General features: G+C 62.1%; 25 protein-coding genes, 1 tRNA gene and 1 pseudogene. 16 read left to right on the top strand and 11 right to left on the bottom strand.

Annotated elements, in window-relative coordinates; translation table 11 throughout:
- Nucleotides 1-271: 271 nt before the first annotated feature.
- The 6 genes from NKI38_RS13085 to NKI38_RS13110 all read left to right on the top strand — a co-directional run bounded on the left by NKI38_RS13085 (nucleotide 272) and on the right by NKI38_RS13110 (nucleotide 5,944).
- Complete coding sequence (locus NKI38_RS13085; RefSeq protein ID WP_352631823.1) at nucleotides 272-1,588, top strand: ABC transporter substrate-binding protein; 1,317 nt, start codon at nucleotides 272-274, stop codon at nucleotides 1,586-1,588.
- 68 nt (nucleotides 1,589-1,656) lie between these two features.
- Nucleotides 1,657-2,562, top strand: coding sequence for a carbohydrate ABC transporter permease (locus NKI38_RS13090; RefSeq protein WP_352631825.1), 906 nt, complete (start codon nucleotides 1,657-1,659; stop codon nucleotides 2,560-2,562).
- 1 nt (nucleotide 2,563) lies between these two features.
- Entirely contained in the window at nucleotides 2,564-3,523 is a 960-nt protein-coding gene (locus tag NKI38_RS13095; protein WP_352631827.1) for a carbohydrate ABC transporter permease, read from the top strand.
- Nucleotides 3,520-3,741 carry a hypothetical protein gene (locus tag NKI38_RS13100; RefSeq protein ID WP_352631829.1) on the top strand — a complete coding sequence of 74 codons (222 nt, stop codon included), beginning with the start codon at nucleotides 3,520-3,522 and terminating at the stop codon, nucleotides 3,739-3,741. Before NKI38_RS13095 ends, NKI38_RS13100 begins: the two co-directional genes overlap by 4 nt.
- The gene (locus NKI38_RS13105) at nucleotides 3,738-4,841 is read left to right on the top strand and encodes an ABC transporter ATP-binding protein (protein ID WP_352658156.1); all 1,104 of its coding nucleotides are present in this window, start codon (nucleotides 3,738-3,740) and stop codon (nucleotides 4,839-4,841) included. The genes NKI38_RS13100 and NKI38_RS13105 overlap by 4 nt, the downstream gene beginning before the upstream one ends.
- Nucleotides 4,841-5,944, top strand: a complete 1,104-nt coding sequence (locus NKI38_RS13110) for an ABC transporter ATP-binding protein (protein ID WP_352658159.1) — start codon at nucleotides 4,841-4,843, stop codon at nucleotides 5,942-5,944. Before NKI38_RS13105 ends, NKI38_RS13110 begins: the two co-directional genes overlap by 1 nt.
- A gap of 5 nt (nucleotides 5,945-5,949) precedes the next feature.
- Here NKI38_RS13110 and NKI38_RS13115 read toward each other — a convergent pair whose 3' ends face one another.
- Together NKI38_RS13115 and NKI38_RS13120 are read right to left on the bottom strand one after the other, a co-directional pair.
- A complete protein-coding gene (locus NKI38_RS13115) occupies nucleotides 5,950-6,381 on the bottom strand; it encodes a DUF4437 domain-containing protein (RefSeq protein ID WP_352658162.1) in 432 nt (143 codons plus the stop codon).
- Nucleotides 6,382-6,741: 360 nt separating this feature from the next.
- A pseudogene (locus tag NKI38_RS13120) lies at nucleotides 6,742-7,724 on the bottom strand (AraC family transcriptional regulator).
- A 90-nt stretch (nucleotides 7,725-7,814) separates the two neighbouring features.
- Here NKI38_RS13120 and NKI38_RS13125 point away from each other — a divergent pair.
- Nucleotides 7,815-9,029 carry an MFS transporter gene (locus tag NKI38_RS13125; protein ID WP_352658165.1) on the top strand — a complete coding sequence of 405 codons (1,215 nt, stop codon included), beginning with the start codon at nucleotides 7,815-7,817 and terminating at the stop codon, nucleotides 9,027-9,029.
- A 130-nt stretch (nucleotides 9,030-9,159) separates the two neighbouring features.
- Here NKI38_RS13125 and NKI38_RS13130 read toward each other — a convergent pair whose 3' ends face one another.
- Nucleotides 9,160-9,507 (bottom strand): GFA family protein, encoded by a 348-nt coding sequence (locus NKI38_RS13130; RefSeq protein WP_352658168.1) that lies wholly within the window; start codon nucleotides 9,505-9,507, stop codon nucleotides 9,160-9,162.
- 106 nt (nucleotides 9,508-9,613) lie between these two features.
- Here NKI38_RS13130 and NKI38_RS13135 point away from each other — a divergent pair, with 106 nt between their 5' ends.
- Nucleotides 9,614-10,909, top strand: a complete 1,296-nt coding sequence (locus NKI38_RS13135; protein WP_352658171.1) for an amidase — start codon at nucleotides 9,614-9,616, stop codon at nucleotides 10,907-10,909.
- A gap of 18 nt (nucleotides 10,910-10,927) precedes the next feature.
- Here NKI38_RS13135 and NKI38_RS13140 read toward each other — a convergent pair whose 3' ends face one another.
- Genes NKI38_RS13140 through NKI38_RS13160 form a run of 5 tightly spaced genes read right to left on the bottom strand, consistent with a single transcriptional unit; the run spans nucleotide 10,928 to nucleotide 15,181 of the window.
- Nucleotides 10,928-11,317, bottom strand: coding sequence for a hypothetical protein (locus tag NKI38_RS13140; protein ID WP_352658173.1), 390 nt, complete (start codon nucleotides 11,315-11,317; stop codon nucleotides 10,928-10,930).
- A gap of 42 nt (nucleotides 11,318-11,359) precedes the next feature.
- Nucleotides 11,360-12,340, bottom strand: coding sequence for a hydroxyacid dehydrogenase (locus tag NKI38_RS13145; RefSeq protein ID WP_352658176.1), 981 nt, complete (start codon nucleotides 12,338-12,340; stop codon nucleotides 11,360-11,362).
- 5 nt (nucleotides 12,341-12,345) lie between these two features.
- Nucleotides 12,346-13,062, bottom strand: a complete 717-nt coding sequence (locus NKI38_RS13150; protein ID WP_352631844.1) for a FadR/GntR family transcriptional regulator — start codon at nucleotides 13,060-13,062, stop codon at nucleotides 12,346-12,348.
- Between the two features lie 2 nt (nucleotides 13,063-13,064).
- Complete coding sequence (locus NKI38_RS13155) at nucleotides 13,065-14,234, bottom strand: mandelate racemase/muconate lactonizing enzyme family protein (protein ID WP_352658178.1); 1,170 nt, start codon at nucleotides 14,232-14,234, stop codon at nucleotides 13,065-13,067.
- A gap of 59 nt (nucleotides 14,235-14,293) precedes the next feature.
- Nucleotides 14,294-15,181 (bottom strand): sugar phosphate isomerase/epimerase family protein, encoded by an 888-nt coding sequence (locus tag NKI38_RS13160; RefSeq protein WP_352604514.1) that lies wholly within the window; start codon nucleotides 15,179-15,181, stop codon nucleotides 14,294-14,296.
- Nucleotides 15,182-15,572: 391 nt separating this feature from the next.
- Here NKI38_RS13160 and NKI38_RS13165 point away from each other — a divergent pair, with 391 nt between their 5' ends.
- The 3 genes from NKI38_RS13165 to NKI38_RS13175 all read left to right on the top strand — a co-directional run bounded on the left by NKI38_RS13165 (nucleotide 15,573) and on the right by NKI38_RS13175 (nucleotide 18,851).
- Nucleotides 15,573-16,628, top strand: a complete 1,056-nt coding sequence (locus tag NKI38_RS13165) for a sugar phosphate isomerase/epimerase family protein (RefSeq protein ID WP_352658181.1) — start codon at nucleotides 15,573-15,575, stop codon at nucleotides 16,626-16,628.
- Nucleotides 16,629-16,775: 147 nt separating this feature from the next.
- Nucleotides 16,776-17,963, top strand: coding sequence for a Gfo/Idh/MocA family protein (locus NKI38_RS13170; protein ID WP_352658184.1), 1,188 nt, complete (start codon nucleotides 16,776-16,778; stop codon nucleotides 17,961-17,963).
- Between the two features lie 36 nt (nucleotides 17,964-17,999).
- The gene (locus tag NKI38_RS13175; protein ID WP_352658187.1) at nucleotides 18,000-18,851 is read left to right on the top strand and encodes a sugar phosphate isomerase/epimerase family protein; all 852 of its coding nucleotides are present in this window, start codon (nucleotides 18,000-18,002) and stop codon (nucleotides 18,849-18,851) included.
- 222 nt (nucleotides 18,852-19,073) lie between these two features.
- On the opposite strand, the gene NKI38_RS13180 is transcribed toward NKI38_RS13175, so the two are convergent.
- Entirely contained in the window at nucleotides 19,074-20,306 is a 1,233-nt protein-coding gene (locus tag NKI38_RS13180; RefSeq protein WP_352658190.1) for an ABC transporter substrate-binding protein, read from the bottom strand.
- A gap of 177 nt (nucleotides 20,307-20,483) precedes the next feature.
- On the opposite strand from NKI38_RS13180, the gene NKI38_RS13185 reads away from it, so the two are divergent.
- The 3 genes from NKI38_RS13185 to NKI38_RS13195 are packed head-to-tail and all read left to right on the top strand — an operon-like array spanning nucleotide 20,484 to nucleotide 23,250.
- On the top strand, nucleotides 20,484-21,290 hold the full coding sequence (locus NKI38_RS13185) for an SDR family oxidoreductase (protein ID WP_352658193.1): 807 nt from the start codon (nucleotides 20,484-20,486) through the stop codon (nucleotides 21,288-21,290).
- 2 nt (nucleotides 21,291-21,292) lie between these two features.
- On the top strand, nucleotides 21,293-22,372 hold the full coding sequence (locus NKI38_RS13190; protein ID WP_352658195.1) for an ABC transporter ATP-binding protein: 1,080 nt from the start codon (nucleotides 21,293-21,295) through the stop codon (nucleotides 22,370-22,372).
- Nucleotides 22,369-23,250 (top strand): MurR/RpiR family transcriptional regulator, encoded by an 882-nt coding sequence (locus NKI38_RS13195; RefSeq protein WP_352658198.1) that lies wholly within the window; start codon nucleotides 22,369-22,371, stop codon nucleotides 23,248-23,250. The genes NKI38_RS13190 and NKI38_RS13195 overlap by 4 nt, the downstream gene beginning before the upstream one ends.
- Nucleotides 23,251-23,268: 18 nt before the next feature.
- On the opposite strand, the gene NKI38_RS13200 is transcribed toward NKI38_RS13195, so the two are convergent.
- Both NKI38_RS13200 and NKI38_RS13205 read right to left on the bottom strand, forming a co-directional pair.
- Nucleotides 23,269-23,577 (bottom strand): DUF167 family protein, encoded by a 309-nt coding sequence (locus NKI38_RS13200; protein ID WP_502899303.1) that lies wholly within the window; start codon nucleotides 23,575-23,577, stop codon nucleotides 23,269-23,271.
- Complete coding sequence (locus NKI38_RS13205; RefSeq protein ID WP_352635885.1) at nucleotides 23,574-23,864, bottom strand: YggT family protein; 291 nt, start codon at nucleotides 23,862-23,864, stop codon at nucleotides 23,574-23,576. Before NKI38_RS13205 ends, NKI38_RS13200 begins: the two co-directional genes overlap by 4 nt.
- Before the next feature lie 160 nt (nucleotides 23,865-24,024).
- On the opposite strand from NKI38_RS13205, the gene NKI38_RS13210 reads away from it, so the two are divergent.
- Both NKI38_RS13210 and NKI38_RS13215 read left to right on the top strand, forming a co-directional pair.
- A tRNA-Ala gene (locus tag NKI38_RS13210) sits at nucleotides 24,025-24,100 on the top strand.
- 431 nt (nucleotides 24,101-24,531) lie between these two features.
- The gene (locus NKI38_RS13215) at nucleotides 24,532-26,022 is read left to right on the top strand and encodes a hypothetical protein (RefSeq protein ID WP_352658203.1); all 1,491 of its coding nucleotides are present in this window, start codon (nucleotides 24,532-24,534) and stop codon (nucleotides 26,020-26,022) included.
- Nucleotides 26,023-26,538 lie beyond the last annotated feature (516 nt).

A 26,538-nucleotide genomic window follows, 5' to 3' on the forward strand; every position in this document is an offset into this window, starting at 1 on the left:
GTAGGAAAATCTTGGTAAAACAGGCAGATAAAGCCGAAATCCGATAGCAAAGCGCAAGTCGAGCTGCCAAGAAAGGGCTTGACGTGCATGCAAAATTGGTAATACCAGATTAGATCAGAAAAGCGGATCGAAAGTGAGGGCTGCGATCCATTTTCCGGCAGGGCGAGGAGGCCCAGAACCGGAAAGGTGCGATCACGGGAGGGACTACCAGGGCCGGCCCCGTTGCCGGCTCGCATGACAAGGTAGAATGCGCACAAGGGAGGAAATCATTATGCGCAAGTTAGTGACCAGCGTACTTGCTGGTATCGGCTTAACGCTTGCCTGCGGGACATCCGTCTACGCGCAGGAAAAGTCACTCACCATCTTCTGGGCCGAATGGGATCCGGCCAATTATCTGCAGGAACTCGGCAACGAGTACGAGAAAGAAACCGGCGTTAAGATCACTGTGGAGACCACGCCCTGGCCAGACTTCCAGACCAAGGCCTTCACCGAGTTCAACGCCCATGGCGACGCCTATGATATGGTCGTCGGCGACTCGCAATGGCTCGGTGCCGGCTCGACCGGTGGCCATTATGTCGACCTGACCGACTTCTTTAACAAGCACAAGGTCGGCGACGTGATGGCACCGGCGACGGTGAAGTACTACGCCGAATATCCGGGCGGCAGCAGCAAATACTGGGCCATCCCGCTTGAAGGCGACGCCGTCGGCTGGTCCTATCGCAAGGACTGGTTCGAGGATCCGAAGGAAAAGGAAGCCTTCAAGGCCAAGTATGGTTACGATCTCGACGTGCCGAAGGATTTCAAGGCGCTGCGCGACATCGCCGAGTTCTTCTACCGGCCGGACCAGAAGAAATACGGCATCGCCATCTATACCGACAATTCCTACGACGCGATGGCGATGGGCTTCGAGAACGCGCTGTTCTCCTACGGTGGCGAACTGGGTGATTATTCGACCTACAAGGTCGATGGCTTCATCAACTCCGACAAGGCGGTCGCAGCGCTCGACGCCTACAAGGAGCTTTACAAGTTCACGCCTCCAGGCTGGGCCAAGTCGTTCTTCGTCGAAGACAACCAGGCGATCACCGAAGGCCTGGCCGCGATGAGCATGAACTACTTTGCGTTCTTCCCGTCGCTGATCAACGAAGCGTCGAACCCGAACGCCAAGAACACCGGCTTCTTCGCCAATCCTCCTGGCCCGAACGGCGACCAGTTCGCCGCACTCGGTGGGCAAGGCATCTCGATCGTGTCCTACTCGCAGAAGCAGGAAGAGGCGACGAAGTTCCTTGAATGGTTCATCAAGGACGAGACCCAGAAGAAGTGGGCGGCACTTGGCGGTTATACCTGCAGTGCTGCCGTGCTGAAGTCGCCTGAATTCCAGAACGCTACACCCTACAACAAGGCCTTCTACGAGACCATGTTCAAGGTGAAGGATTTCTGGGCGGTGCCGGAATATGCCGAACTGCTGCAGCAGCTCAACCAGCGCGTCTATCCCTACATGATCGGCGGCGAAGGCACCGCCAAGGAAACGCTGGACGCTTTGGCGTCCGACTGGAACGCGACTTTCAAGAAGTACGGCCGCGGTCAGTAACTATCATAGCTCACGGAGGGGGCGTTGGTGCCTCCTCCGTTTCCTTTTCTGCAAACGGGAGCAGGGTCTTGGCGACCACGATGATCACAACGCTCGACAGGTCTTCAAGGGCGGCCGTGCGCGGCCTCAGCGACATTTCGATCCGCAACCTCTTCATCATTCCGACGGTCCTGTTCCTGATCGTCTTCAACATCTTTCCGCTGATCTACTCGCTCGGCTATTCCTTCACCGACTTTCGCGCGTCTACCAATGCGCCGGCGAATTTCGTCGGGCTGCAGAATTATCGCGATCTGCTCAACGATCCCTATGTCTGGTCCAACTTCGCCATCACCGCGAAGTACGTCATCATCTCGGTCGCTGGGCAGCTGTTCGTCGGCTTCGGCGTGGCGATGCTGCTCAATCGCGACATTCCGCTGAAGGGACTGCTGACGACGCTGCTGCTCTTGCCGATGATGCTGTCGATGGCCGTCGTTGGCCTGTTCTGGAAGCTGCTCTATGATCCTTCCTTCGGCATCATCAACTATGCGCTCGGCCTCGGCACCTTCGAATGGCTGTCGGACCCGAAGATGGCGCTCTACGCCGTTGCGCTGACCGACATCTGGATGTGGTCACCCTTCGTCATGCTGTTGTCGCTGGCCGGCCTGTCGGCGGTGCCGAAGCATCTCTACGAAGCCGCCGCGATCGATCGCGCCGGACCGTTCTACACCTTCTTTCGCATCACGCTGCCGCTGGTCGCGCCGATCCTGATGATCGCGGTCATCTTCCGCACCATGGAGGCATTCAAGACCTTCGATCTCGCCTACATCCTGACCAGTCAGCCGACGGCCGAATTGATTTCGATCCGGCTTTACAAGATGGCATTCCAGGAATGGCAGACCGGGCGCTCCTGCGCGCTCGCCTACATCGTGCTGATCATGGTGCTGGCCATCACCAACATCTATGTCAAATACCTCAACAAGGTGAAGGAGCGCTGAGATGGCTGCCGTCCGCACTTCTTCCGAAATCGGCTTCAACCGTGTCGCCATCGTCGCCGTCCTGTTGGTGACGATCATCTTCCTGGCGCCGATCTACTGGATTGCCTCGACGGCTTTCAAGCCGCGCAATCTGGCCACAACCATTCCGCCGACGGTCGTCTTCCAGCCGGAAATTTCGCCCTTCGTCAAGCTGTTCGCCAAGCGCTCTCAGATGCGTAATCCGGCGTCGCCGGAAGAGTATGCCGCCGCCCCGTGGTGGGAGCGTGTCGTTTTCGACGGTGGCGAGAAGATCGTGCGCGACGGCAAAGGCCAGGTGCAGTGGTCGGGATATCCGAGCCGCTTCCTGAACTCGTTGATCGTGGCCATAACCTCGACGGTGCTGGCGGTCGGCATGGGCACCTTCACCGCCTACGGCTTCTCGCGCTTCAAGGTGAAAGGGGAGGCGGACCTGCTCTTCTTCATCCTGTCGACGCGGATGCTCCCGCCGGTGGTCGTCGCTATTCCAATGTTCCTGATGTACCGGGTGGTCGGGCTCAACGATACCCATGTCGGCCTGATCATTCTCTACACCGCCTTCAACCTGTCCTTCTCGGTGTGGCTGATGAAGGGCTTCATGGATGAGATTCCGAAAGAGTATGAAGAGGCAGCCCTCGTCGATGGGTACACGCGCATGGAGGCATTCTTCAAGATCGTACTGCCCGAGGCCGCGACCGGCATCGCCGCTACCGCCGTCTTCTGCTTCATCACGGCATGGAACGAATATGCCTTCGCACTGATCATGACCAGCCGCCGTGCCCAGACAGCACCGCCGTTCATCCCCAGCCAGGTCGGCTCCGGTCTGCCGGACTGGTCGGTGATTGCCGCTGGAACCTTCCTGTTCCTGCTGCCGGTCGCCATCTTCACCTTCCTGCTCCGCAACCATCTGTTGCGCGGCATGTCCTTCGGAGCGATCCGTAAATGAGCTTTCGCGCCATCAATCAGAAATATCTGGAGCCCGGCAGCCAGGTGCTGATGGTGCTCGGCATCATCGCTCTATGCCAACCCTGGAACATGCTGTTGCACACCTATGGCCTGACCATCATCCTGATCGGGCTGATCGGCTTCAACGTCACGTCGAAGATCGCGCCGGAAGAAGAGGCCGGCACCGGCCAGGTGCGAAATCCGGGAGCACAGCATTGACCCAGATCGAGCTTCGCGGCGTCCAGAAATTCTTCGGCGCCGTCCAGGTCATCAAGGACCTGAACCTGAAGATCAACGACAACGAGTTCATCGTTCTGCTCGGCCAGTCGGGCTGCGGCAAGACGACGACGCTGCGTGCCATTGCCGGGCTGGAGACGATCGACGAGGGCGATATCCTCATCGACGGCAAGCCGATCCAGCATTTGAAGGCCGCCGACCGTGACATCGCCATGGTCTTCCAGTCGTTCTCGCTCTACCCGCATATGAGCGTCTACGAGAACATTGCCTTCCCGTTGCGCGCTACGCGCAAGAGCAAGGCGGAGATCGACGGCGAGGTTCGTTCCGTCGCCAAGACCCTGCAGATCTTGGATCTACTCGACAAGAAGCCGTCGGCGCTTTCGGGCGGGGACATGCAGCGTGTGGCCATCGGCCGAGCGCTGGTGCGGCGGCCGAAGGCGATGCTGATGGACGAACCGATCGGCGCCCTCGACGCCAAGCTGCGCGAGGAGATGCGCGCCGAGATCAAGCGGCTGCACATCAAGCAGGGCTCGACCACCATCTATGTCACGCACGACCAGATCGAGGCGATGAGCCTCGCCGACCGCATCGTCATCATGCATGAAGGCGTGCTGCAGCAGGTCGGCTCGCCGGACGAGGTCTATTCGCACCCGGCAAACCTGTTCGTGGCGCAATTCGTCGGCAGTCCGGTGATGAATGTCGCCGATGCGGCGGTGGCAGAGACTGCATCCTCGGTCTCGGTGACGGTCGGTGGGGCTGCCGCCGGCTTCGAGTTTCCGCGGGCGCTGCTGTCGAAGCTCAACGACCATGCCGGCGGCCAGCTGGCGCTCGGCATCCGGCCGGAAGGCGTCCTCATCCGCCGCGATGCGGCCGAGGGGTTCCTGCCGGTCGAGACGCAGATCGTCGAGCCGCTCGGCTCCTTCGACATCGTCGACCTCAAGGTCGGCTCCAAGATGCTGCGCGCACGTACCAAGAGCGGCTTCGTCAGCGGGCCCGGCGAGAAGGTGTTCGCCAGGATCGATCCGGCCCAGGCGCATTTCTTCGACACGGCAAGCGGCAAGTCGCTGGAAGTGAGATTGTGATGGCCCATATCCAGCTCAAGAATATCTCAAAGACCTTCGGCAACCACACCGCCTTGACCGGGCTCGATCTCGACATCGCCGATGGCGAGTTCTTCGTACTGCTCGGCGAAACCGGCGCCGGCAAGACGACGACGCTGCGGCTGATCGCCGGGCTGGAAAAGCCGAGCGAAGGCCAGGTGTTCATCGACGGTGTCGACGTTGCCGACTGGGGTGCGGCTGAGCGCGACGTGGCGCTGGTGCTGCAGCAATACTCGCTCTATCCGCGCTATACGGTGCGCGAGAATCTCGAATTCCCGCTGAAGCCGAAGATCCGCCGGCTGCCCGATGCCGAGATCAAGGATCGCGTCGACCGTGCCGCCCGCACGCTGCGGATCGAGCATCTGCTTGACCGCAAGACCGACCGTCTTTCCGGCGGCGAGATGCAGCGCGTATCGATCGGCCGCGCCATCGTGCGCAAGCCGCGTGTGTTCCTGATGGACGAGCCGCTGTCGGCGCTCGACGCCAAGCTGCGCGAGGCGTTGCGCACGGAACTGAAGAACCTGCAGATGCAGCTCGGCGCCACCTTCCTGTTCGTCACCCACGACCAGATCGAGGCGATGTCGATGGGCGACAAAGTCGGCGTGCTCAACCATGGCCGCATCGTCCAGACCGGCACACCGCACGAGATCTACAACAATCCGCGCGACACCTATGTGGCGAGCTTCGTCGGTTCACCGCCGATGAACCTCATCGACGGCAAGCTTGTGAATGGCCGCGCGGTGATGGCGTCGCTGAACTTCGAACTGCCTTTTTCGGGGGGTGCCAAGACTTTTGGGGGGCTAAAGACGGGTGCGGCAACCGATGGTCGCCCGCTCGTCTTCGGCATTCGTCCCGAGGACGTCTATCTCGAGAGCGGCGCGCCGGTCGAGGCGCGTGTCCACGACGTCGAGAACCATGGCGTCGAAAAGATCCTGACGCTGCGCGTCGGCGACGCGACACTGCGTGCCACCGTGCCGGCCAGGACCGACGTCGCCATCGAGCAGGCGGTGCGCTTTGCCTGGAACCCCGACAAGGTGGTGCTGTTCGACAAGGGCAGCGGCGTCAGCTTGCGGCACGCCTCATAGACTGCCTATTTCTGGAAGTAGGTTTCGTAGGGCGTGTCGTTGATCAGCAGGATCACGCATTCCGTGTCGGAGACGCAGGCGTCGTCATGCATCTCATTGGCTTTCTGGGTCCAGTAGGATCCAGGGGGCAGTTCGACCTTGGTCGCCTCGCCGCCATCCATCTGCCAATGCGCCCACAGCCCCTTTATGACCACCGCGCGATAATCCGCGGTGTGCGCATGGACCGGTGCACGCCAGTTGCCGGGAACCTTCAGCAACGTGCCTGCCGGACCCTTGGCCCGCTCGCCCCACAATGGGCCAAGACGATGCGGCTGGTCGGGTACTTCCGCCACATAGGGAATCTTGTCGGCCGGCAGGTAGCTGTCCTCAAGAGCAAAGGCGCGCCCGGGAACCGCAAGCATGACGGCGAATGCGATGATCTTCAGGTGACTTGGCATTGGTTCTCCTCTTCGGACCGACTGGCCGCCGGCCTCTTGCTGCTTGGCTCTGGCAAGCTATTGCACGCGCCCGGCACCCCGGCTGGCGAAGACAGCCAGGCGTCAGCTCGGGGCAACGAACTCGGGTCAACGGGTTCCTTCGGAGCCTTCACCGGCGCGTTGGCTGACGGAGCATCAAACGAAAAACCCGCCTGTGCGGCGGGTCACTGGCGCAAATCAGCACCATGGACGAATATATACCATAGCTGAGGGCACGAAGTCAAGAAAAAATTCCTATCATGAAAAGCTGCCAGCACAAAAGCTGCCGGCACCGCCGAACTGGCTGTCGCCTTTGTTAAGCTGAGTTCGGAACCCTTTGCGTCAGCCGGCCTGGCAGATATCAGCCTGTTCCTCGGCGCGTAGGTGGCTGGGCGCCGAGCCGATGACGCGCTTGAAGGCACGGCTGAAGGCGGCATCCGATTCATAGCCGAGACGCGCGGCAACGACGGAGATCTTCATCCTGTCGCGGACCAGCCACTGCCTCGCCTGATGCATTCTGACCTGGGTGACATATTTCGCCGGCGTTTCGCCGACGATGGTGGCGAAGCGCTCGGCAAATCCCGATCGCGAGGCGCCCATCATCCGGGCCAGCGACTCCACCGTCCAGTCGTGGTTCGGCTCAAGATGGATGGCGGCCAGCACGCGGCCGATTTCGCGGTCCCTGACCGCGGCGATCCAGCCGGACGAGTCGCCGCAGCCGCGTTCGACCCATGAGCGTATGACGGTGGCGGCAAGCACGTCCGCCAGCCGCGCCAGTATGCCGCCGGAGCCGACACGCTCCATCGTCACTTCACGCGCCATCGACTCCAGCAGATGCGGAATGCCAGGCTCGTAGGCCTCCAGTTCATGCGTGCGCATCACATCCGGCATCATGCCGAGCAGGGGATGCAGGCCGTCGAGATTGAAGTACATGCTGGCGCAAAACAGCAGGGTTCCCGGCCGGCAACATTCCGACATGCCTTCGTTCGACATGCAGTAGACGTCCTTGCAGACTTCCTCGACTTCGTAGCCGTGGATCGGCCAGGCCTGAGCGCCGGGCTCGCTGGCCAGCACGTGTGCCGCACCGCGCGGCAGCAGCACCGCGTCGCCGGCCTTAAGCTCTACCCACTCGCCGGACGGCTGCTTTAGCCAGCAGCCTTTTCGGCCGATGAAATGAAACCGCGCCGCCGGCTGGGCTGGGAACTGGATACCCCAGGCTCCTTAAGTTCGAAGCGGCCATACTCGACGCCATCGAGCCGCAAGCCGCGCAAGATGTCCGTCAACGGGTCGCCGGTGATTGGAATTTTGGACGAATGGTCAAACATGATGGGGTTTCTAGCATGGAAACTCCAGGTGGTCACTCCCTATGTTGCGTTGCAGCCAAATGCTGCGCTGCAAACAAATCGGAGACTGACATGGCCGAACCCGCGACAGGCGTCATCGACGCCACACTTTTGAACCCTGCAGACTCCGACGAACGAGCCGAACCGGCCTGGGGTGCCGTGGTCTCGCTGGCACTAGGCGTTTTTGGGCTCGTCACCGCGGAATTCTTGCCCGCCAGCCTGCTGACGCCGATGGCGCGCGACCTCGGCGTCAGCGAAGGCGTGGCCGGACAAGCGGTGACGGCAACCGCGATCGTCGGTGCCATTGCCGCACCAACGATGGCCATCATCACCAGACGCATGGACCGCAGGCTGGTGATGTGGATGCTGACGGTGTTCCTGATCGTTTCCAACCTTCTGGCCACTTTTGCCACTTCGCTGCCCGTGCTTCTGCTTGCCCGCATCGTGCTCGGCGTTGCGCTCGGCGGCTTCTGGGCAATGTCGGCCGCCATGGCGCTGAGATTGGTGCCGATGCGGCTGATGCCGCGAGCCATGTCGATCATCCTGACCGGCGTTTCGCTGGCGACCGTCTGCGCGGCGCCGGTCGGCGCCTATGTCGGTGATATCTGGGGCTGGCGCACGGCCTTCATGATCGCGACCCTTGTTGCCGCCTTGGCGCTGCTGGTGCAACTGGCCACCATTCCGAAATTGCCGCCCGTGGGCGTAGCGAGCTTCCGCACCTTGCTGGGCGTGCTGGAGCGCCCCTCCATCAGGATCGCACTGCTCGTCGTGCTGCTGGTCGCCTCGGGACACTTTGCCGGCTTCACCTATGTCCGTCCCTTCCTCGAGAAGGTGCCCGTGCTCGACATCGAGACGATCTCGCTGGTGCTGCTGGCCTACGGCATTGGCGGCTTCTTCGGCAATGTCGCCGGTGGCATTCTGGCCGAACGCAACCTCAAGGCAGCCGTCGCCCTGGCGCCCTTGCTGATTGCGCTGGCCGCCGCCTCGATGCTGGTTTTCGGAGCTTCGCCCACAATCGCCGCCGCCGCCGTTGCGCTCTGGGGCTTTGCCTTCGGCGCGGTTCCGGTGGGGCTGCAGAGCTGGCTGGTGCGGGCCGCGCCCGACCAGGCCGAAAGCGCCGGTGGGCTGATGGTGGCGACGTTCCAGGTGGCGATAGCGCTCGGCGCCGTCTTCGGCGGCCTGCTGGTCGATCATACCGGTGTCGCCAGCGCCTTCGCCTATTGCGGCGCGGCGACATTGCTGGCGGCCATCGTGGTGTTCCTGCGCGGCCCGAAGCGGGCCGAGTAGCCTGCCCATTGGCAGGACTAAGCTTCCCCTGACACAGCGCATCGGCCCGGGAACCGTCACGGTTTTCGGGCCGCTGCCGCTATGATGGCAGTGATGAAGCTGCCCTCGACATAGGCCACTATCGGCCGGCTCAGGCGGCGCGCCCGTCGAAGTCGAAAATCGCCAAGGTGGACGGGTCGAGATCCGTAACGCAATTGATGTTGATGTAGGCACTGCGCTCGCTGCCTTCGCGAACATCCTCCGCGAAGGGGTGGATGCCGCAAGCCCGGCAGAAGCGGTGCGCGATGGCATGGGTGCCGAATGTGTAAGTGCCGAGATCGTCGCCCCAGGCCAGAACCTGCAAGGTCCCGTGCGGGATGGCAAACAACAGCGCGCCCTTGCGCGAGCATATCGAGCAATTGCACCGCACGGCGCCGGTCAGTTCGGCCTTGAACTCGAAGGCGACCTTGCCGCAGTGGCAGCTGCCTTTGTAGAGCATCGGATTTTCCTCGTATTCGACAGGGTGCAAAACCGCATGCGCCGGGTTAAGTCTCGGCAAGCCATGTCCCAAGGACGTTCAAGGCGTCTGGAGTCCGACACCGAAAATGCAATCAGTCCGTGATCGTCTGGAAATCATCCTTGCGCGCCTTGCCGCCCGTGCCGGTGAAGAGCGCGTGTTCACGAAGCTCTATACCGAAGCCGCACGGGCCGCGGCTGATGCCAGCGATGCCCGCAAGCGGGCAGGGGTGAAGCTCGGACCACTCGACGGCACCATTGTTTCGATCAAGGATCTGTTCGATGTCACCGGCGAGGCGACCACGGCCGGCTCGCTGATGCGCAAGACCGCCGCGCCCGCCCCGGACGATGCCGTCATTGTCAGTCGGCTGCGGCAGGCTGGCGCGGTCATCATCGGCAAGACCAACATGACCGAATTCGCCTTCACCGCGATCGGCGACAACCAGCATTTTGGCACGCCCGGCAACGCCGCCGACGCCATTCGCATTCCGGGCGGCTCATCTTCTGGCGCCGGCGTTTCGGTCGGCGAGGCGACGAGCGAAATATCCATCGGTTCCGATACCGGCGGTTCGATACGCATTCCGGCTTCGCTCAATGGCGTCGTCGGCTTCAAGCCGACAGCGCGACGTGTGCCGCTCGCCGGCGCGTTCCCACTGTCCGCCACGCTGGACTCTATCGGGCCGCTTGCCCGGACCGTCGCCCAGTGTGCCGTTGCCGACGCTGTGATGGCCGGCGAGGTGCCGACCGCGCTGGCGCCGATTGCGCTTGCAGGGCTTCGAATTGGCATCCCGCGCGGTGTTCTTTTCGAGGAGACGGAAGGTGAGGTGGCGACCGCGTTCGACCATTGCCTTGGCAAGATCGAGCAGGCAGGCGCGCGGGTCGCGGACCTGCCGATCGACGATCTGCTTGGAGAGATGCGCGCGGCCACCAAGCGCGGTTCGATCGCGGCGATGGAGGGCGCGGAAGTGCATGCCGACTGGCTGGCGACGGGAGCCTCGGTGCCGGTCGACCCGCACGTCAGTGGGCCTTTGGCGCGTGCAGCAATGCTGCCGACCCCGGTCTATATCAGGGCGATACGCCGCCGTGCAGCACTCGCTGCCGCCATGGATGAGCGGCTGGCATCGGTCGATGTACTGGCCTTGCCGACCATACCTGTGATGGCGCCGACCATTGTTTCGCTGACTGAAGACGCCGAGTTGCGCGACCGCATCGAAGGCCTGCTGCTGCGCAACACGCAGGTCGCCAACCAGTTCGACCAATGTGCGATCTCGCTGCCGATGCCAGGCACTACGCTGCCTGCCGGATTGATGCTGGTGGCGCGCAACGGGCATGACCGGCGCCTGCTGCGGATTGCTGCTGAAATTGAGTCGCTGCTTGGCTCGTGACCGGGGCTGGACCGACGATCAGTGCGACGAACAGTGCCTGCGTTCGCTATCCTTGGCGGTCCGTACGATGCGGGTCGCGACCAGCCAGGGAAGGTTGTATTCCTTGCCGGTGATGGTCTGGGTGCGGTGCTCGATCGATCCCCTGACAACGATCTTTCCGGCATAAAGCGCGTCGGAAAGATCCGTTATCGCCTTGTCGGCTTGGGGCAATCCACTGGGGTCGATCGACACGCCCTTGATGATCGTGCCGGTGCCAAGGTCGAGCGCGCTGCTCGATGGGCACGGCGCCTTGAAGCAGCGCAGCCCGTTGTCGCAATAGACGTAGCTGCTCGGGGCCTCGGCGAATGACGGCAAGGCGCAGAGCGAAGATGCGGCAACAGTCAGACATTTGAGGCGAAGACCGAACATGGTGCTCAACGTCGCGGAGAATTGGGGCGAAACCGCGATGCTTTAGCTATCGGCCGGAAACCGCCGCCGGTAGTGATCGACCACTTCGGGATTGCGCAGGTTGACCGGCAGTTTGCCCGCCAGCACGAGCAGGGCCTCGCCTGCCGCGCCAACGCCCATGCGCATCATCGATTCCTCGGTGATGCCGGCCATGTGCGGGGTGATGATGACATTGTCGAAGCCGAAATAGGGATGATTTGACGGCAGCGGCTGGGTCGAAAACACATCGAGCGCGGCACCGCCAATCCGCCGCTTCCGCAAGGCTTCGATCAGTGCGTCGTCGTCGACGACCGGCCCGCGCGACACGTTGATCAGCAACGCATGCGGCTTCATGCGCGCGATCCGCTCGCGGTTGATCAAGCCGCGCGTCTCCGGTGTCAGCGGGCAGCACAGAACGATGATGTCGCTCTGCTCGACCAGGGCGTCGATCGACAGGAAGCCGACCTTCTCCGGTGCCGGCTGCATGCTGCGTGTGGTTGCCACCACCTTCAGGTCGAAGCCATGCGCAGCGATATGGCCGACAGCCTGGCCAACGGCACCGAGGCCGACGATGCCGATCGTCTTGCCGGCAAGCTCGCTGTTGGCGTTGGCGTGCTCGCGGCCGGCGAGCCAGCCTTTTGCCCGCAAGTCACGGTCGACGACGCGGAAGTTGCGCAGCAGGGCAAGGGCCGCGAACATGACGTGTTCCGCCACCGAGCGCGCATTGACCGCCGGGACATTGGCCACCAGCACGCCGGCGGCGGTCGCCGCCTCCATCGGGATCATGTCGAGTCCGGCGCCATGGCGGATGGCCGCCCGCAGTTTCGCGGCACCCTCGAACAGCGCCGGCGGCAGCGGCGCGCGGACGATGACCATGTCGGCGTTCCTCGCCTCGGCGGCCAGCGTGGCCGGATCGATGGCGGAAGCGACGACGAGTTCGCCGGCGCCGGCCAGCATGGCCGAGGCGCGCGGATGTAGCGGGTGTGTCGTGAGGATACGGGCCATGTCGGTCAGGCTTTTTCGAGCGCCGGGCTTTGCGGTTCCTCGCCATGGCCTTCGATCAGGCCCTTCCAGTAGCTCTCGGCACCTTGCAGATGAGCGCTCATCAGCGCCTGGGCGAGATTGCCGTCGCGGCGCAGCAGCGCCTCATAGATCTGGATGTGCTCGGCATGCGAGCGCACATTGCGCTCCGGGTCGTTGAAATAGATGGGCAGCCGCTGTTCGCCCATCATGTAATAGACGCTGCAGACATTGTGGAAGACGCTGTTTTTGGTGGCGCGTACGATCTCGAGGTGGAATTCGCGGTCCTCCCTGGCCAGGCCTTCGCCCGCCGCGATGCGCTCTTCCGAAGCTTTCAGGATTTCGCGCAGCCGCTCGAAATTCTCCTCGGTGGCGCGCGAACAGGCAAGCTCGGCTGCCTTGATCTCGTGGATCTTGCGCAGTTCGACCGTCTCGTAGATCTGGATCGGGTCGAGCGGGAGGCCCGCGCGGGCAAAAAGCGCCATGGCTTCCACGCTGGCCTGCTTGGTGTCGATGTAGATGCCCGACTTGGCACGGCGTTCGACGATGCGCATGGCCTCGAGGATGGCGAGCGCCTCGCGAAGCTGGCCGCGACTGACGCCGAAATGTTCCGCCAGTTCGCGTTCCGACGGCGTTCGGCCGGTCTCCTTGTCCGAATGGGAGAACAGGTAGGCGGCGAGTTCCGCGAGAAGGTTCTTTTCTTTCATCGTCAACCGCGTTGCACGTGCGCCTCTAGGAACCGCTCCGAAATGGTGAATCCCAGACCCGGTCTTTCGGGGATCGCTATCATACCGTCCCTGGCTTCGACAGTCTCCTCAACCAGATCGTGGATCATCGGGTTGGCGCCGAGCGAATATTCGACGGTAAAACTCGACGGCGAGGCAGCGCAGACATGCAAGCCGGCGAAGAAACAGGGCGCGCCGGCCCACAGATGCGGCGCAAAGCGCAGGTTGAAGGCGCTGGCGATGGTGCCGATCTTCATCGCCTCGCTGATGCCGCCGCAGAAGGCCGGATCGGGCTGGAAGATGTCGGCCGCCTTGAGCACGGCGAGGTCGCGGAAGGCATAGCGTGTCGCCTCGCTTTCGCCGGCGGCGATCGGGACGGCGCCTGATGCCCGCACTTCAGCCATGCCGGGCTTGTCGTCGGCGACAACAGGCTCCTCGAACCAAGCGAGATCGAGGTCGTTGACGAGGTGGATGAAGCGCTTAGCCTCGGCCACCGTATAGGTGCCGTGCGCGTCGACCATCAACTCGACATCGGGGCCGAGCGCCTGCCGTGCGGCGCGCACGCGGGTGGCGGAAATGTGTGCCGCGCCGTCCATGGCGCCAACCCGCATCTTCAGCGCCTTGAAACCGCCCTTGGCGATATAGGATTTCAACTGCTCGCCGATAGCGTCGGCGGCAGCCCAGCCGCCGGAGGCATAGGCCGGCATGCGATCGAGCTTGCGGCCACCGAGAAGCCGCCAGACCGGCACGCCAAGCGATTTGCCCAGGATGTCCCACAGGGCGATGTCGACGGCGCTGATGGCGGCGATGCTCATGCCGCGCCGCGCCAGCTGCGGCATAGCGTGGCCGGTGCGCGCGGCGCTGTCGTGACGCACGCCATTGTAGAGCATCTCCCAGATGACGCCAATGTCGGCCGGATCGCGGCCGATCAGCTGCGGTCCGACCTCATGGTTCAGCATGTGGACGAGTGCGCCGTAGCTGCCGGCACTGCCGGCGGCGTTCTTGCCTTCGCCCCAGCCAACCAGCCCGTCATCGGTTTCGATGCGCAGGATGGCGGCGTCGAAGGTTGTCACCTGGCCGAAATCGCTGCGGTGTTGCCGAGCGGCTTCGATCGGGATGCGGACCCACCAGGCTTGGACGGTCTTGATGCGCATATTCTTCCCCAGCCCTGCCGCCGGTCAGGGCGAAAGAGCAATTTTCCAGAGGCAGTCGGCTACTTGATCAGCGGCAGCAACGTTTCGGCGGTGATGCGCATCTGGTCGGTGTAGAACTTTTCCGTCAGCACGCTGGAGCCGTGGTCCTGGATGAACTTCAGCTGCTCGGGCGAGATATCGACCGGGTGGCGCTCGACCATATCGGGATAAGGGGCGGCCGGCGTCCGGTCGACGGGCGCAACGAACTCGTTGGTCAGCGCGCCGTCGTAACCGATCTCTCTCAGCGTGGCGACGATCTTCGGCCAGTCGATCTGGCCAAGGCCGGCGGCAAAGCGGTTGTTGTCGGCGACATGGAAGTCGAACAGGCGCTTGCCGACCTGGCGGATCGCGTCGTGAACGTTAAACTCCTCCATGTGGATGTGGTAGGCGTCGAGGCAGACGCCGCATTCGGGGCTGACCGCGTCGGCCAGCGCGAGCGCCTGAGCGCCGCGATTGAACAGATAGGTTTCGAAGCGGTTGAGCGGTTCGACCGCAATCTTGACGCCGACCTTCTTGGCGTGGGTGAAGCATTCACGGGTGGCGTCGACAACCCACTTCCATTCCTCTTCCTCGGTGCCGTCGGGCACGACCTTGCCGACCGTTGCCGGCACCAGCGTGATGATCTCGCCATCGAGTTCGCTGACCATGGTCAGCACGTCCTTGACATACTGAACGGAGCGCTCGCGCTGGCCCTGGTTCCTGGCGGCAAGGTTGCGCTCGCCCAGCATCAAGGTCACCGCACCCCAGCAGCGGATGCCATGCTCCTTCAGCAGCGCCCGTGTCTCCTTGGTCTTGTACTGTTCGGGCTCGCCGGAAATCTCGATCGACTCATAGCCGAATTTCTTGATGCGCTTGAGCGTCGTCTCCAAGGGTTCCGCGCGCATCCAGTTGTGCGTCGAAAGATGCATGGTCTGTCCTTCCCAATTCGTCTCTACGGCATGCACCGCCGAAAGGCGACGCAAGGGTTCCTCCCCAAGGCATCCCCAGCCTTTTCTTGCAAACTGGTTCGACCAATTGGGCCTTAAGGGAGGTCTACAGCAAATTCTTCTGGACGGCAAGAAGCGCGGGAAGGCTACTTCCGGTGTGGATTATTTCATTGATTATATTGATGTATATACCTGCGTTTCGCCTGTCCAAAGGGCTCTGGCAGTGCATTGCGAGGCTTGACCAAATTCCCTCATTTGGTAATACCAGAATAGCGGCGCACACGATGCGCCCGATGTGAAGAGACCAAAGTGGCTGGCCCTGCTTCCAATCGGCGCTATGCTCGGTCGCGAGAGAAAATGAGGGAGGATGCCGATGCCGACGACAATGAAGGGCCCTGGACTGTTTCTGGCGCAGTTCGCGGGCGATGCCGCGCCGTTCAACTCGCTGGCGTCGATCACCAAATGGGCGGCCGGTCTCGGCTACAAGGGCGTGCAAATCCCGACCTGGGACGCGCGGTTGTTCGATCTCAAGAAGGCGGCCTCTTCCAAGGCCTATTGCGACGAAGTGAAGGGCATCTGCGCGGATGCCGGTGTCGAGATCACCGAACTGTCGACGCATCTGCAGGGCCAATTGGTGGCGGTGCATCCGGCCTATGACGCGCAGTTCGACGGCTTTGCGCCAGCTTCGGTGCACAACAATCCGAAAGCGCGGCAGGAATGGGCGGTCGAACAGATGAAGTTCGGCGCCAAGGCCTCGAAGAACCTCGGCCTGAAGGCCTCGGTGAGTTTCTCCGGAGCGTTGGCCTTTCCCTATCTCTACCCCTGGCCGCAGCGTCCGGCCGGGCTGATCGAGGAAGCCTTCGCCGAACTCGGCAAGCGCTGGAAGCCGATCCTCGATGTCTATGAAGACAATGGCGTCGATGTCGGCTACGAAATCCATCCCGGTGAGGACGTGTTCGACGGTGCCACCTTCGAGATGTTCCTCGACGCAGTCGGCGGCCACAGACGCTGCAATATCAATTACGATCCGTCGCACTTCCTGCTTCAGCAACTCGACTATCTCGAATTCATCGACATCTATCACGAGCGCATCAAGGCGTTCCACGTCAAGGACGCCGAGTTCAATCCGACCGGCCGGCAAGGCGTCTATTCCGGCTATCAGAGCTGGACCAACCGCGCCGGCCGCTTCCGGTCGCTGGGCGACGGGCAGGTGGATTTCGGCGGCATCTTTTCCAAGCTGACGCAGTACAATTATGATTCCTGGGCGGTGCTCGAATGGGAGTGCTGTCTGAAGCATCCGGAAGACGGCGCGGCCGAGGGTGCGCCCTTCATCCAGCATCACATCATCCGGGTGACAGAAAAGGCATTCGACGATTTCGCCGGTGGCGCTACGGACAAGAAAGTGCTGCGCGGCATGATGGGAATTTAACGCTGATTTCCCTCCCCCTTGAGGGGAGGGTGGCCCGAAGGGCCGGGTGGGGTCGGTCCATGCCGCGCTCTACGCCCGGCAACCCCACCCGATCCGCTGCGCGGATCGACCTCCCCTCAAGGGGGAGCAACAGCCAAGGAGAAAAACATGGTCGGCGCATCGAAGTCGGAAACGGGAGGCGGCCCGATCCGCTATGGCATGGTCGGCGGCGGGCAAGGCGCCTTCATCGGCGCGGTGCACCGGATCGCGGCGCGCCTGGACAACGACTTCGTGCTGGTCGCCGGCGCTTTGTCATCCGACCCGGCCCGTGCCAAGGCATCAGCGGCCGAACTGGGGCTTGATCCCACACGCAGCTACGCTTCCTATGCCGAGATGGCCAAGGCCGAGGCGAAGCGCCCCGATGGCATCGAGGCGGTGGCCATCGTCACCCCGAACAATGTGCATGTGCCGGCGGCCAAGGCCTTCCTCGAGGCCGGTATCCACGTCATCTGCGATAAACCGCTGGCAACGACGCTGGCCGAAGCCAAGAAGCTGGCGGCGATAGTCGAGAAGACCGGCAAGGTGTTCGTGCTCACCCATAACTATACCGCCTATCCGATGATCCGGCAGGCGCGCGAGATGGTGGCCAAGGGCGTGCTCGGCGACATCCGCATCGTGCAGTCCGAATATCCGCAGGACTGGCTGACAGAGGACCTTGCCGCCACTGGCCAGAAGCAGGCGTCGTGGCGCGGCGACCCGAAACAGGCAGGCGCCGGCGGTGCGCTGGGCGACATCGGCACGCATGCCTACAATCTCGCCCGCTTCGTTTCCGGGCTAGAGCTGGATTCCCTTTCAGCCGATCTCGATGCCTTCGTGCCGGGACGGCTGCTCGACGACAACGTCAACGTCATGCTGCGCTTCAAGCCCGCGGGCAAGACGCATCCGGCCAAGGGCATGATTTGGGCAAGCCAGGTGGCGCCGGGCCATGAGAACGGGCTGAAGCTGCGCATCTATGGCTCGAAGGGCGGGCTGGAATGGGTGCAGGCCGACCCGAATTATCTCTGGTACACGCCGTTCGGCCAACCCAAGCAACTGCTCACCCGCAATGGCGCCGGCGCGCTGCCGGTGGCGGGCCGGGTCAGCCGCGTGCCGTCAGGCCATCCCGAGGGCTATCTCGAAGGTTTCGCCAACATCTACCAGGAGGCCGCACGCGCCATCCGCGCTGCCCGCAAGAAAGGCGGCAAGCCGGCAAAGGACGTCGTCTTCCCGACCATTCACGACGGTGTCGAAGGCATGGCTTTCATCGAGGCCTGTGTGAAGTCGTCGAAGAAGAATGGGGCGTGGACGAAACTCTAAATAAAAATCAGGGGGATCCAAGCTGAGGGGGCGTCGATGAAAATCGGCATGTGCATGTTCTTGTGGACGACGGCTGTGTCGAAGAAACACGAGCCGTTGCTCAGGGATATCAAGGCAACCGGCTTCGATGGCGTCGAGATACCGATCTTTGCCGGCACGCCGGACGGCTACAAAAAACTCGGCGATCTGCTCGACCGCATCGGGCTGGAGCGGACCGCGGTTTCAGCGATGGGCGATCCGGCGATGAATTTGATCTCGGCCGATGCGGCAACGCGCAAGGCCGGTGTCGATTATATGAAATGGGCGATCGACTGCACCGATGCGCTTGGCGCCAGCACGCTGAGCGGCCCGCTGCATTCGACGCTCGGCGCCTTTTCCGGCTCCGGGCCGACGGCCGCCGAGAAGAAGCGCTCCGTCGCCTCGCAGCGCGCCATCGGCGACCATGCCGGCAAGAGGAACGTCACCATCGGGCTCGAGGCGCTCAACCGCTTCGAATGCTATCTGCTCAACACGATGGCTGACCTGTCGGAGCATATCGACGCCATCGACCGGCCGCATATCAAGGCAATGTACGACACCTTCCACGCCAATATCGAGGAAGCCGACCCGATCGGCGCCTACACGAAACACCGCCGGAATGTCGTGCATATCCATATTTCGGAGAACGATCGCGGTGTGCCGGGGCGCGGCCACCTTCCGTGGAAGGAAACATTCTCCGCCATCCGCAAGAGCGGCTATGACGACTGGCTGACGATCGAGGCGTTCGGACGTTCGCTGAAGGACCTGGCGGCGGCAACCAAGGTGTGGCGCGATTTTTCCGAAACGCCGGAAGCGGTCTATCGGGAAGGGTACAAGCATATCAGGAACGGGTGGAAGAGGGCGGTTTAGGCTCCTGCGCTTGGCCATTTTCTATTTGCGTTCGCGGCGGTTGCCAGGTGGTTCCCCCACTCCGTCTCGGCTTCGCCGAGCCACCTCTCCCCCCTCCGGAGGGAGAGGAAAGGAGCCTGGCTGGGGTGGCGCTGACATCGACGAACTATCCTTCTGCTCAAGTCTGCAAGATGTGGCGCGCCCGCCTGAGCGGAGCGCGCCACGGGCGCAGGGAGATACGCCCTATTTCTTCAGGACGGCGTTGGCCTTGGCGGCTGCGTCCTTCAAGCCTGCCTCGGGGTCGCCGCCGAGATAGATCTTCTGCATGGCGTCCGAGGTGATCTGGGCGACCTCCTCCCAGCCCGGAATGACCGGCGCGAAGCGGGCGTCGGGCAGCAGCGCCGTGAACGCCGCCAGATCGGCATTGTTGACGTAATAGTCCATTTTCGCCTCTTCCTTGTTCACCGGCAGGAAGCCTTCGCCTTGCGTGAACTTGGCGCGCTGTTCGGTGGTGAACAGGAAATCGAGCAGCTTCCAGGCCTCGTCCTTGTTCTTGGAGTTCTTGAACATGATGATGGAATCGGTCACGCCATAGGTGCCGCGCGCGCCGGTCGGCCCGGCCGGAATGGCCGCCACGCCGTATTTCAGGTTCGGCGCCTCGTCCTTGATCTGGTTGGACAGGAAGGGGGCCGTGATCATCATGCCGACCTTGCCCTGCTTGAACAGGTTCTGCACATCCTCGCGGTTGTTGGAGGTGACGCCCGGCTCCGTCAGCCCTTCGTCGATCATCGACTTGTAAAGCTTGGCGGCTTCAAGCGCGCCTGGCGTGCTCAGACCGGAGGTGCCGTCCTTGTTGAGGATTTCGGTGCCGTAGGACCACATCGCATAGTAGTAATAGACGTCGGTCTCGATCTCCTTGCCCTGCAGTCCGAAACCGAAGGTGCCGGACCCCAGGGCCTTGATTTTGCGCGCATCTTCCTGCAGCTCGGTCCAGTTGGCGGGCGGATTGGCGATGCCGGCTTTCTCGAACAGCTCCTTGTTGTAGTACATGGCGCGCGCCGAGGCGGCGATCGGCAGGCCGTAGGTCTTGCCGTCCATGATCGAGGGCGACAGGAACGTGTCGATGAAGCGGTCCTTGAAGTCGGGCTTGATGTAGCTGTCGAGCGGCTCGGCGACATCCTGCTGGACGAAGTCGATCAGCCAGCGCGTGCCGATGATCGACAGGTCGGCATTGGTGCCGGCGGTGATGTCGGTGGTCAGCTTCTGCAACAGGACATCCCACGGCACCACCTCGAACTTGACTGTGATGCCGGGGTTGGCAGCCTCGAATTCCTTCTTGACGCTCTCGAAATAAGGTCCAGTCTTGGCGCTGTACTCGGCGACGGTGACGCGCACCTCACCCGCATTCGCCTGCGCCGCAAATGCCAGCATGCTCATTCCGGCCATCAAGCCGACAGTCCATTTTGCAAGGCTCATTTGATGTCTCCCATTTTGATTTTGCCTCTGCGCGCCTCTTCGCCGCAGGGGGTAGATTATGTGACTTTCCTACATTATCGATCATTTGAAGGCTTGCAAGTAGATTATTCTGTTGCTTAATTACATTTGTAGGGCTAGGCCTGACGTGATCCGTCAGAGTTCCCGGAGGATGACGCGGTGGTTTCGCAAGCCGAGTTCGAAGGCAGGGCCGAGTTCGAAGGCAGGGCCGAGTTCGAAGGCAAGACTGTCGTGGTGACGGGTGCCGGCGGCGGCCTCGGCACGGCCATCGTGGCGCTGATGGCGCAAAGAGGCGCCAGGATCATAGGCTGCGACCAGTCGAGCGAGGCATTGAACAGCCCGCATCTTGCCTCCCGCCATGTCTTCGACCTTCTCGACCGAGCTTCGATAGAAGCGGCACTCGGCGCCATCCTCGACGGGGACGGCGTGCCGGACATTCTCGTCAACAATGCCGGCTGGACGCGCGCCGAGACGATTTCGGCGCTCAATCCCAACAAGATAGAGCAGGAACTCGACCTCAACCTGACCGGCGTGATGAATTTCGCCGACCCGCTGGTCAAGGCGATGGCCGGCCGAGGCTCGGGCAGCGTCGTCTTCATCTCGTCGGTCAACGCCATCGCGCATTTCGGCAATCCCGCCTATGCCGCGGCCAAGGCCGGCATCAACGCCTATGCCAAGGCGATCGCCGTCGAACTCGGCCGCAGCGGCCTGCGCGCCAATGTCGTCTGCCCCGGATCGATCCGCACCGCCGCCTGGGACCACCGCCTTGCCAAGGATCCCGAAATCCTCGGCAAATTACAGCGGCTCTATCCGCTCGGCCGCATCGTCAACGCTTCGGAAGTGGCCGAAGCCGTCGCTTTCCTTGCGTCCGATCGCGCATCTGGAATAACAGGCGTGGTGATGCCCGTAGATGCGGGGCTGACCGCCGGTTGCCTGCCATTTATCGACGACATTCTGGGAGCGTGACCATGACCGACGTCGAATTTCGCGACCTGTCGAAATCCTTCGGGCAGCACAATATCCTCGAAAACATCAGCCTCGATATCAAGAGCGGCGAGTTCGTCGTGCTGGTCGGCCCGTCCGGCTGCGGCAAGTCGACCTTGCTGCGCATGCTGGCCGGGCTGGAGACGATCACCTCCGGCGACCTGTTGATCGGCGGCGTGCGCGCCAACAACCTGCCGCCACAGCAGCGCAACATTGCCATGGTGTTCCAGTCCTATGCGCTGTTCCCGCATCTGAAAGCATCGGAAAACATCGGCTTTGGCCCCAAAATCCGCGGCGAGGCGCGCGCGGCGGTCGACCAGAAGGTCAGGAAGGCGTCTGGCGTCCTCAATCTCTTCTCCTATCTCGACCGCTATCCCCGCCAGCTCTCGGGCGGCCAGCGCCAGCGCGTCGCGATGGGCCGCGCCATCGTGCGCGAACCGTCGGTGTTCCTGTTCGACGAGCCGCTGTCCAACCTCGACGCGCAATTGCGCGTGCAGATGCGCGTCGAGATCAAGGCGCTGCACCAGCGGCTGAAATCGACCATCGTCTATGTCACGCACGACCAGATCGAAGCCATGACCATGGCCGACCGCATCGTCGTGATGGACCGAGGCAGGATCCAGCAGGTGGGACCGCCGTTGGAACTCTACGACAGTCCGGCCAACAAGTTCGTCGCCTCCTTCCTCGGCTCTCCGTCGATGAGCTTTGTCTCCGGATCTCTCAAGACGACGGCTGAGAAAACCTGGTTCGAATCGACCGGCGGCGGGCGGCTTGCGCTTGCCGGCAAGGCGGTGCCGGCGGGCAGCCCCGTGGAAGCCGGCATCCGGCCCGAACACTTCATCATCGGCGAGGCCGTCGACGCGATGGCGATCAAGGTGGATGTCGTCGAGCCGACCGGCTCCGAAACCCATGTCTACGGCGCCATCGGCACTGACACCGTGCGCGCCGTGTTCCGCGACCGGGTACAGGTCAGGCCGGGCGACCTGCTGCCGGTCTCGGTCGATCCCAGCAACATCCATCTGTTCGACACGGCGACGGGCCTGCCTATGAAAACGCAGGCATGAGGACGCCGGCCGACATCATCACGCGCCTGCAACTGGCATCGCAGGACGGAACGAAGTCGGATCGCAAGCTGGCCGGCTTCGTGCTGGCCGACCTCGACTTCGTCTCCAAGGCGGCGATTTCGGAGATTGCCGCACGCGTCGGCGTCAGCGAGCCGACGGTGACGCGGTTCTGCCGCAACCTCGGCTGCGAGGGCCTGCGCGATTTCAAGTTCTATCTGGCGCAGGCCATCGCCATCGGTGGCCAGTATCTGTCGCCGGAGCCGTTGAGCCGCGATGCCCGTGAACAGCGCATCGCGTCCGCCATCACCGAAGCGGCGATATCAGCCATCCAGCGCGCCAGCGAAAACCTCGACATGACGACGCTGGTCGCCGTCGCCGCACGCATCGCCGTTTCCGGCAATGTGCTGTGCATCGGTTCCGGCGGCATTTCGTCGATGATGGCGACCGAAATGCAGAACCGGCTGTTCAGGCTGGGCGTGTCGGTGCTGGCGCAGATCGACGGGCAATTGCAGCGCATGTACGCCGCCGTGGCCACCCCTGACACCACGCTGATCGCCTTCTCTGTCTCGGGCTATGCGCGATCGGTCATCGATGCGGTGCAGGTCGCCCAGCAATATGGCGCCACCACCATCGCCATCACCCCGCCGGACTCCGCACTCGCCAAGGTCGCCGACACGGTCATCCATTTCCAGTCGCTCGAGGACGGCAACATCTACAAGCCGACATCGTCGCGCTATGCGCTGCTGTCGATCGTCGACATGATCGTCACATCGGTCGCCGAAACGCGCGGACCACGCGTCCTCGAAAATCTGCGCCGCATCAAGCAGAGCGTGAACACGTTGAAAGTCGACGATCCCCGTTTGCCGCTGGGAGATTGAACCTTCCAGCGAAGGGCATCAGGAGCCGAGCCCCTCGATGCTTTTCGCCAAAATCGTCGGATCGCCTGAAATGCGCACGGTCTTCAGCCGGGCAGTACCACCAGTAACAATCGATACAGTCGATGCCGGGACGCCCAGCGCCTTGGCGATCAGCTTTTCGAGCGCATGGTTGGCGGCGCCGTTTTCCGGCACGGCGCGGACCCGGGCCTTGAAATGGCTTCGCCCGTCCGCTGACGTCGCGACGCCTTCGAGCCTGTCCAGCGCACCTTTCGGCGTCAGCCGGACAAACAGGTCGACGCCACCATCGCGCAAGCGGAACGGGCTCACAGGATCAGAGGCGCTACCGTGGTGAGTATGAACTGCCGTAGGAAGAACAGGATCAGAAGCAGGATGATCGGCGAGATGTCGATGCCGCCAAGGTCCGGCATGAAACGGCGGATCGGCCGCAACGCCGGCTCGGTCAGGCGGTAAAGCATGTTGCCTATGGAACCGACGAACTGATTGCGCGAGTTGACCACGTTGAAGGCGTAGAGCCAGGAGAAGATCGCCGAGGCGATGATGATCCACCAGTAGAGGTCAAGCGCCATGACGATTGTTTGAATGAGGGCGAGCATGCCGGTCTCCAATTGTTGCCGACATGTAGCCATTGCAGGCGAAACCGGCAAGGGCCGCCTTCCGCCGCACGCCGGCCCGATGCCGGCGGCCACGGATTTCGACACAGCCCCGCCTTGACAGGAAACCGCGGCGCCCGATAAATGCCCCCATCCGCTGGACGGGGCTGTAGCTCAGCTGGGAGAGCGCGTCGTTCGCAATGACGAGGTCAGGAGTTCGATCCTCCTCAGCTCCACCAGCGGATCAGCCTAAGGACATAAAATCCTAAGCTATTTTCAAAACGAGTGTTTCTGTCCCCACTTGGTAGCGGTGGCATCAGCGGACTGGCTGGCGCGGGTGCCGAAACGTTTTTGCGCCTTTTCCCCATGAAGGAATGGGCTTGCCTTGGAAAGGGAAGCGCATATTCGGAGCAGTAAACGCGCGCGCGCCGGTGCCTCGTACGGGATCGGACTAATCGAAAGCCTACCGCCCCCTGATGCCGAGAGACGATTTTAGCTGAACAACTCTCAAGCCCCTGACGGGGGCCGACAGGCATAAGATCAAATTTACGATTATTGCCTACGTTGCGGCATGTTCGAAACAATATCCCCTGCCAGGCTTAGCTATTCCGCGCGCCATTCTATTAGCCGCGAAGGCCTTTTACTGGTGGTCCTCCTGGTGGTCGCCTTCTTGCCGACTCTGATCGTCGACATACCGGCCATGGCAGACTATCCAAATCATCTCGCAAGAATGTCGATCCTGATGCGCGCCGGTACGCCCGAGGCTCATCCGTACTACGAAGTAGCCTGGGCACCCTATCCCAACTTGGCCATGGACCTTGTTGTCCCGTTCGTTGGACGCTTTATCGGGATCGAATTGGCGTCAAGGCTCTTCTACCTGACCGCGCAAATGCTGGTCGTTAGTGGAGCAATGGCCATTGGGTTGGCCGTGCAGGGGCGTGTGATGATCAGCGGCTTCGTTGCATCGCTTTTCCTGTACGCCGCGCCTTTCGCTTTCGGATTCGTGAATTTCGAATTCGCGTTCGGGATAGCATTGTGGGCCATTGCCGTTTGGATTTGGCTCGCAGACAGGCCTTTGCCGCTACGCCTTGCCACCCACACCGTCTTCGTCATGGTTCTGTATATCTCTCACCTGTTTGCGCTTGGCCTGTATGGCCTGGTGGTGGGTCTCTACGAACTTTCGCGCTGGCGCGACCACATCAAGAACTGGAAAGACGCGGTTTTGCTGGTCGCCGGAACGGCGGCTCCGACTATCATGGTTGGCGCACTGGCACTCGCCTTTGGCGGCAAGGTGGGTGGCAATGGAACCGAATGGTACCTGTCGGCAAAATTGCTCGGGCTGTTTCAAGTTAATGGCTTCAGCAAATACACTTCCTCGCTCGTGACAGCGGCACTGATTGTCCTCATTTACCTTGCAGTGAAGCGCAAGATGCTCCGCGTTTCCCGCGCCGGATGCTGGATAGGCCTTGGACTCCTGTGCCTGTTCATCCTCATGCCGTTTCGCCTTGCAGACACGGCTTTTGTCGACGGGCGCGTCCTTTTGGCGCTGGTTCTGATCCTGCCAGCCTTCACCACGATCGAGCGTCTGGAAGGCCTGCGCAGATCGATTTTCGTCGCACTGTTAGTTGGCGTCGCGCTTGCAAACAGCGGCGTCACGATCTGGGCTCAGTTGTCGTACCGCAGCGAATACGGCGCGCTGATGACCGCGTTCGACGGCATCGCACCGGGTTCGCGAATCCTGACCGGTCTGGATGGCTATCCAGAAAACCCGCCATCGGATTTGCTCCTTTATCCGATGTATAACGCCGCCACATTGGCCGTGGTCACGCGCGATGCATTGGTGCCGACGCTGTTCACTTACCCAGGGAAACAGCCGCTGCGGCCCCGACCTGAAATAGCCAGCCTGACCGTACCGCAAGGCGAACCCATTCCGATGTCGGAACTCGACGCTTACGCCGCTGGTGCATCCCCGCCCGTCATCGCCGCCTATGCAGGGCATTGGACGCGCGACTTCGACTACTTGCTGTTAATCGAGCCTGAGGGCACCTCGTCGAGGCGCGGGAATCTCGATCTGATCGCCACGGGCGACCGGTTTGAATTCTACCGCATCAGGAAGCCGGCCGACACGGACAGGGTAAGCGGGCGAAGAATTGCCGAGTGATGATCGTTTATGAGCACTGGCTATGAAAATGGAGTTGTCCAAAGGAGCCGAACCCACGGGGACTCGAAGATACGGCACGGCTAAGGTCGCTTCGTGTGTCGGGAGGCAAGGCCACCCACGGATCCCCATCGCTCGAAGCCGGCAAATCATACATACCGGGCGTTGCCGCTAAACATAGGCATGATCTGTCCTCTTCTGAAGAGCCATCCGATCCGCGCCGAAATTCTGGATATGCCCTTAACGCGAAAACTCAAAAGGCTCAAAAGGGCGGCCTGGCGGCACGACGCTCGGCTGGCTCGCCTGCCAGCGATATTTTGTCGTGCCAACGCGCCTACGGGGGCCACGCGCGCTGCTGCGCCCCCGTCCCGCGATATCTGACAAAACTGTTGTCAATTGGACTTATGACGGAAGCTGCTAACGGACAGTTTCCGTTCTTTTTGGAAGCTGCCCCACTAGATTGACGTTACCAAATCAGTTTTTTCTGTGCGTTGCGACAAGGGCGTTTCGGCGGGGGCG

The sequence above is a fragment of the Mesorhizobium sp. M0621 genome (assembly GCF_040320745.1).
Lineage (GTDB): Bacteria > Pseudomonadota > Alphaproteobacteria > Rhizobiales > Rhizobiaceae > Mesorhizobium.

Excerpts from the sequence above, each read along its gene's own strand:
- NKI38_RS13155 (WP_352658178.1), bottom strand. The coding sequence starts at position 14,234 with ATGCGCATCAAGACCGTCCAAGCCTGGTGGGTCCGCATCCCGATCGAA.
- NKI38_RS13095 (WP_352631827.1), top strand. The coding sequence starts at position 2,564 with ATGGCTGCCGTCCGCACTTCTTCCGAAATCGGCTTCAACCGTGTCGCC.
- NKI38_RS13150 (WP_352631844.1), bottom strand. The coding sequence starts at position 13,062 with ATGAAAGAAAAGAACCTTCTCGCGGAACTCGCCGCCTACCTGTTCTCC.
- NKI38_RS13180 (WP_352658190.1), bottom strand. The coding sequence starts at position 20,306 with ATGAGCCTTGCAAAATGGACTGTCGGCTTGATGGCCGGAATGAGCATG.
- NKI38_RS13110 (WP_352658159.1), top strand. The coding sequence starts at position 4,841 with ATGGCCCATATCCAGCTCAAGAATATCTCAAAGACCTTCGGCAACCAC.
- NKI38_RS13165 (WP_352658181.1), top strand. The coding sequence starts at position 15,573 with ATGCCGACGACAATGAAGGGCCCTGGACTGTTTCTGGCGCAGTTCGCG.
- NKI38_RS13145 (WP_352658176.1), bottom strand. The coding sequence starts at position 12,340 with ATGGCCCGTATCCTCACGACACACCCGCTACATCCGCGCGCCTCGGCC.
- NKI38_RS13170 (WP_352658184.1), top strand. The coding sequence starts at position 16,776 with ATGGTCGGCGCATCGAAGTCGGAAACGGGAGGCGGCCCGATCCGCTAT.
- NKI38_RS13140 (WP_352658173.1), bottom strand. The coding sequence starts at position 11,317 with ATGTTCGGTCTTCGCCTCAAATGTCTGACTGTTGCCGCATCTTCGCTC.
- NKI38_RS13100 (WP_352631829.1), top strand. The coding sequence starts at position 3,520 with ATGAGCTTTCGCGCCATCAATCAGAAATATCTGGAGCCCGGCAGCCAG.
- NKI38_RS13160 (WP_352604514.1), bottom strand. The coding sequence starts at position 15,181 with ATGCATCTTTCGACGCACAACTGGATGCGCGCGGAACCCTTGGAGACG.
- NKI38_RS13125 (WP_352658165.1), top strand. The coding sequence starts at position 7,815 with ATGGCCGAACCCGCGACAGGCGTCATCGACGCCACACTTTTGAACCCT.
- NKI38_RS13115 (WP_352658162.1), bottom strand. The coding sequence starts at position 6,381 with ATGCCAAGTCACCTGAAGATCATCGCATTCGCCGTCATGCTTGCGGTT.
- NKI38_RS13085 (WP_352631823.1), top strand. The coding sequence starts at position 272 with ATGCGCAAGTTAGTGACCAGCGTACTTGCTGGTATCGGCTTAACGCTT.
- NKI38_RS13195 (WP_352658198.1), top strand. The coding sequence starts at position 22,369 with ATGAGGACGCCGGCCGACATCATCACGCGCCTGCAACTGGCATCGCAG.
- NKI38_RS13205 (WP_352635885.1), bottom strand. The coding sequence starts at position 23,864 with ATGCTCGCCCTCATTCAAACAATCGTCATGGCGCTTGACCTCTACTGG.
- NKI38_RS13130 (WP_352658168.1), bottom strand. The coding sequence starts at position 9,507 with ATGCTCTACAAAGGCAGCTGCCACTGCGGCAAGGTCGCCTTCGAGTTC.
- NKI38_RS13175 (WP_352658187.1), top strand. The coding sequence starts at position 18,000 with ATGAAAATCGGCATGTGCATGTTCTTGTGGACGACGGCTGTGTCGAAG.
- NKI38_RS13135 (WP_352658171.1), top strand. The coding sequence starts at position 9,614 with ATGCAATCAGTCCGTGATCGTCTGGAAATCATCCTTGCGCGCCTTGCC.
- NKI38_RS13190 (WP_352658195.1), top strand. The coding sequence starts at position 21,293 with ATGACCGACGTCGAATTTCGCGACCTGTCGAAATCCTTCGGGCAGCAC.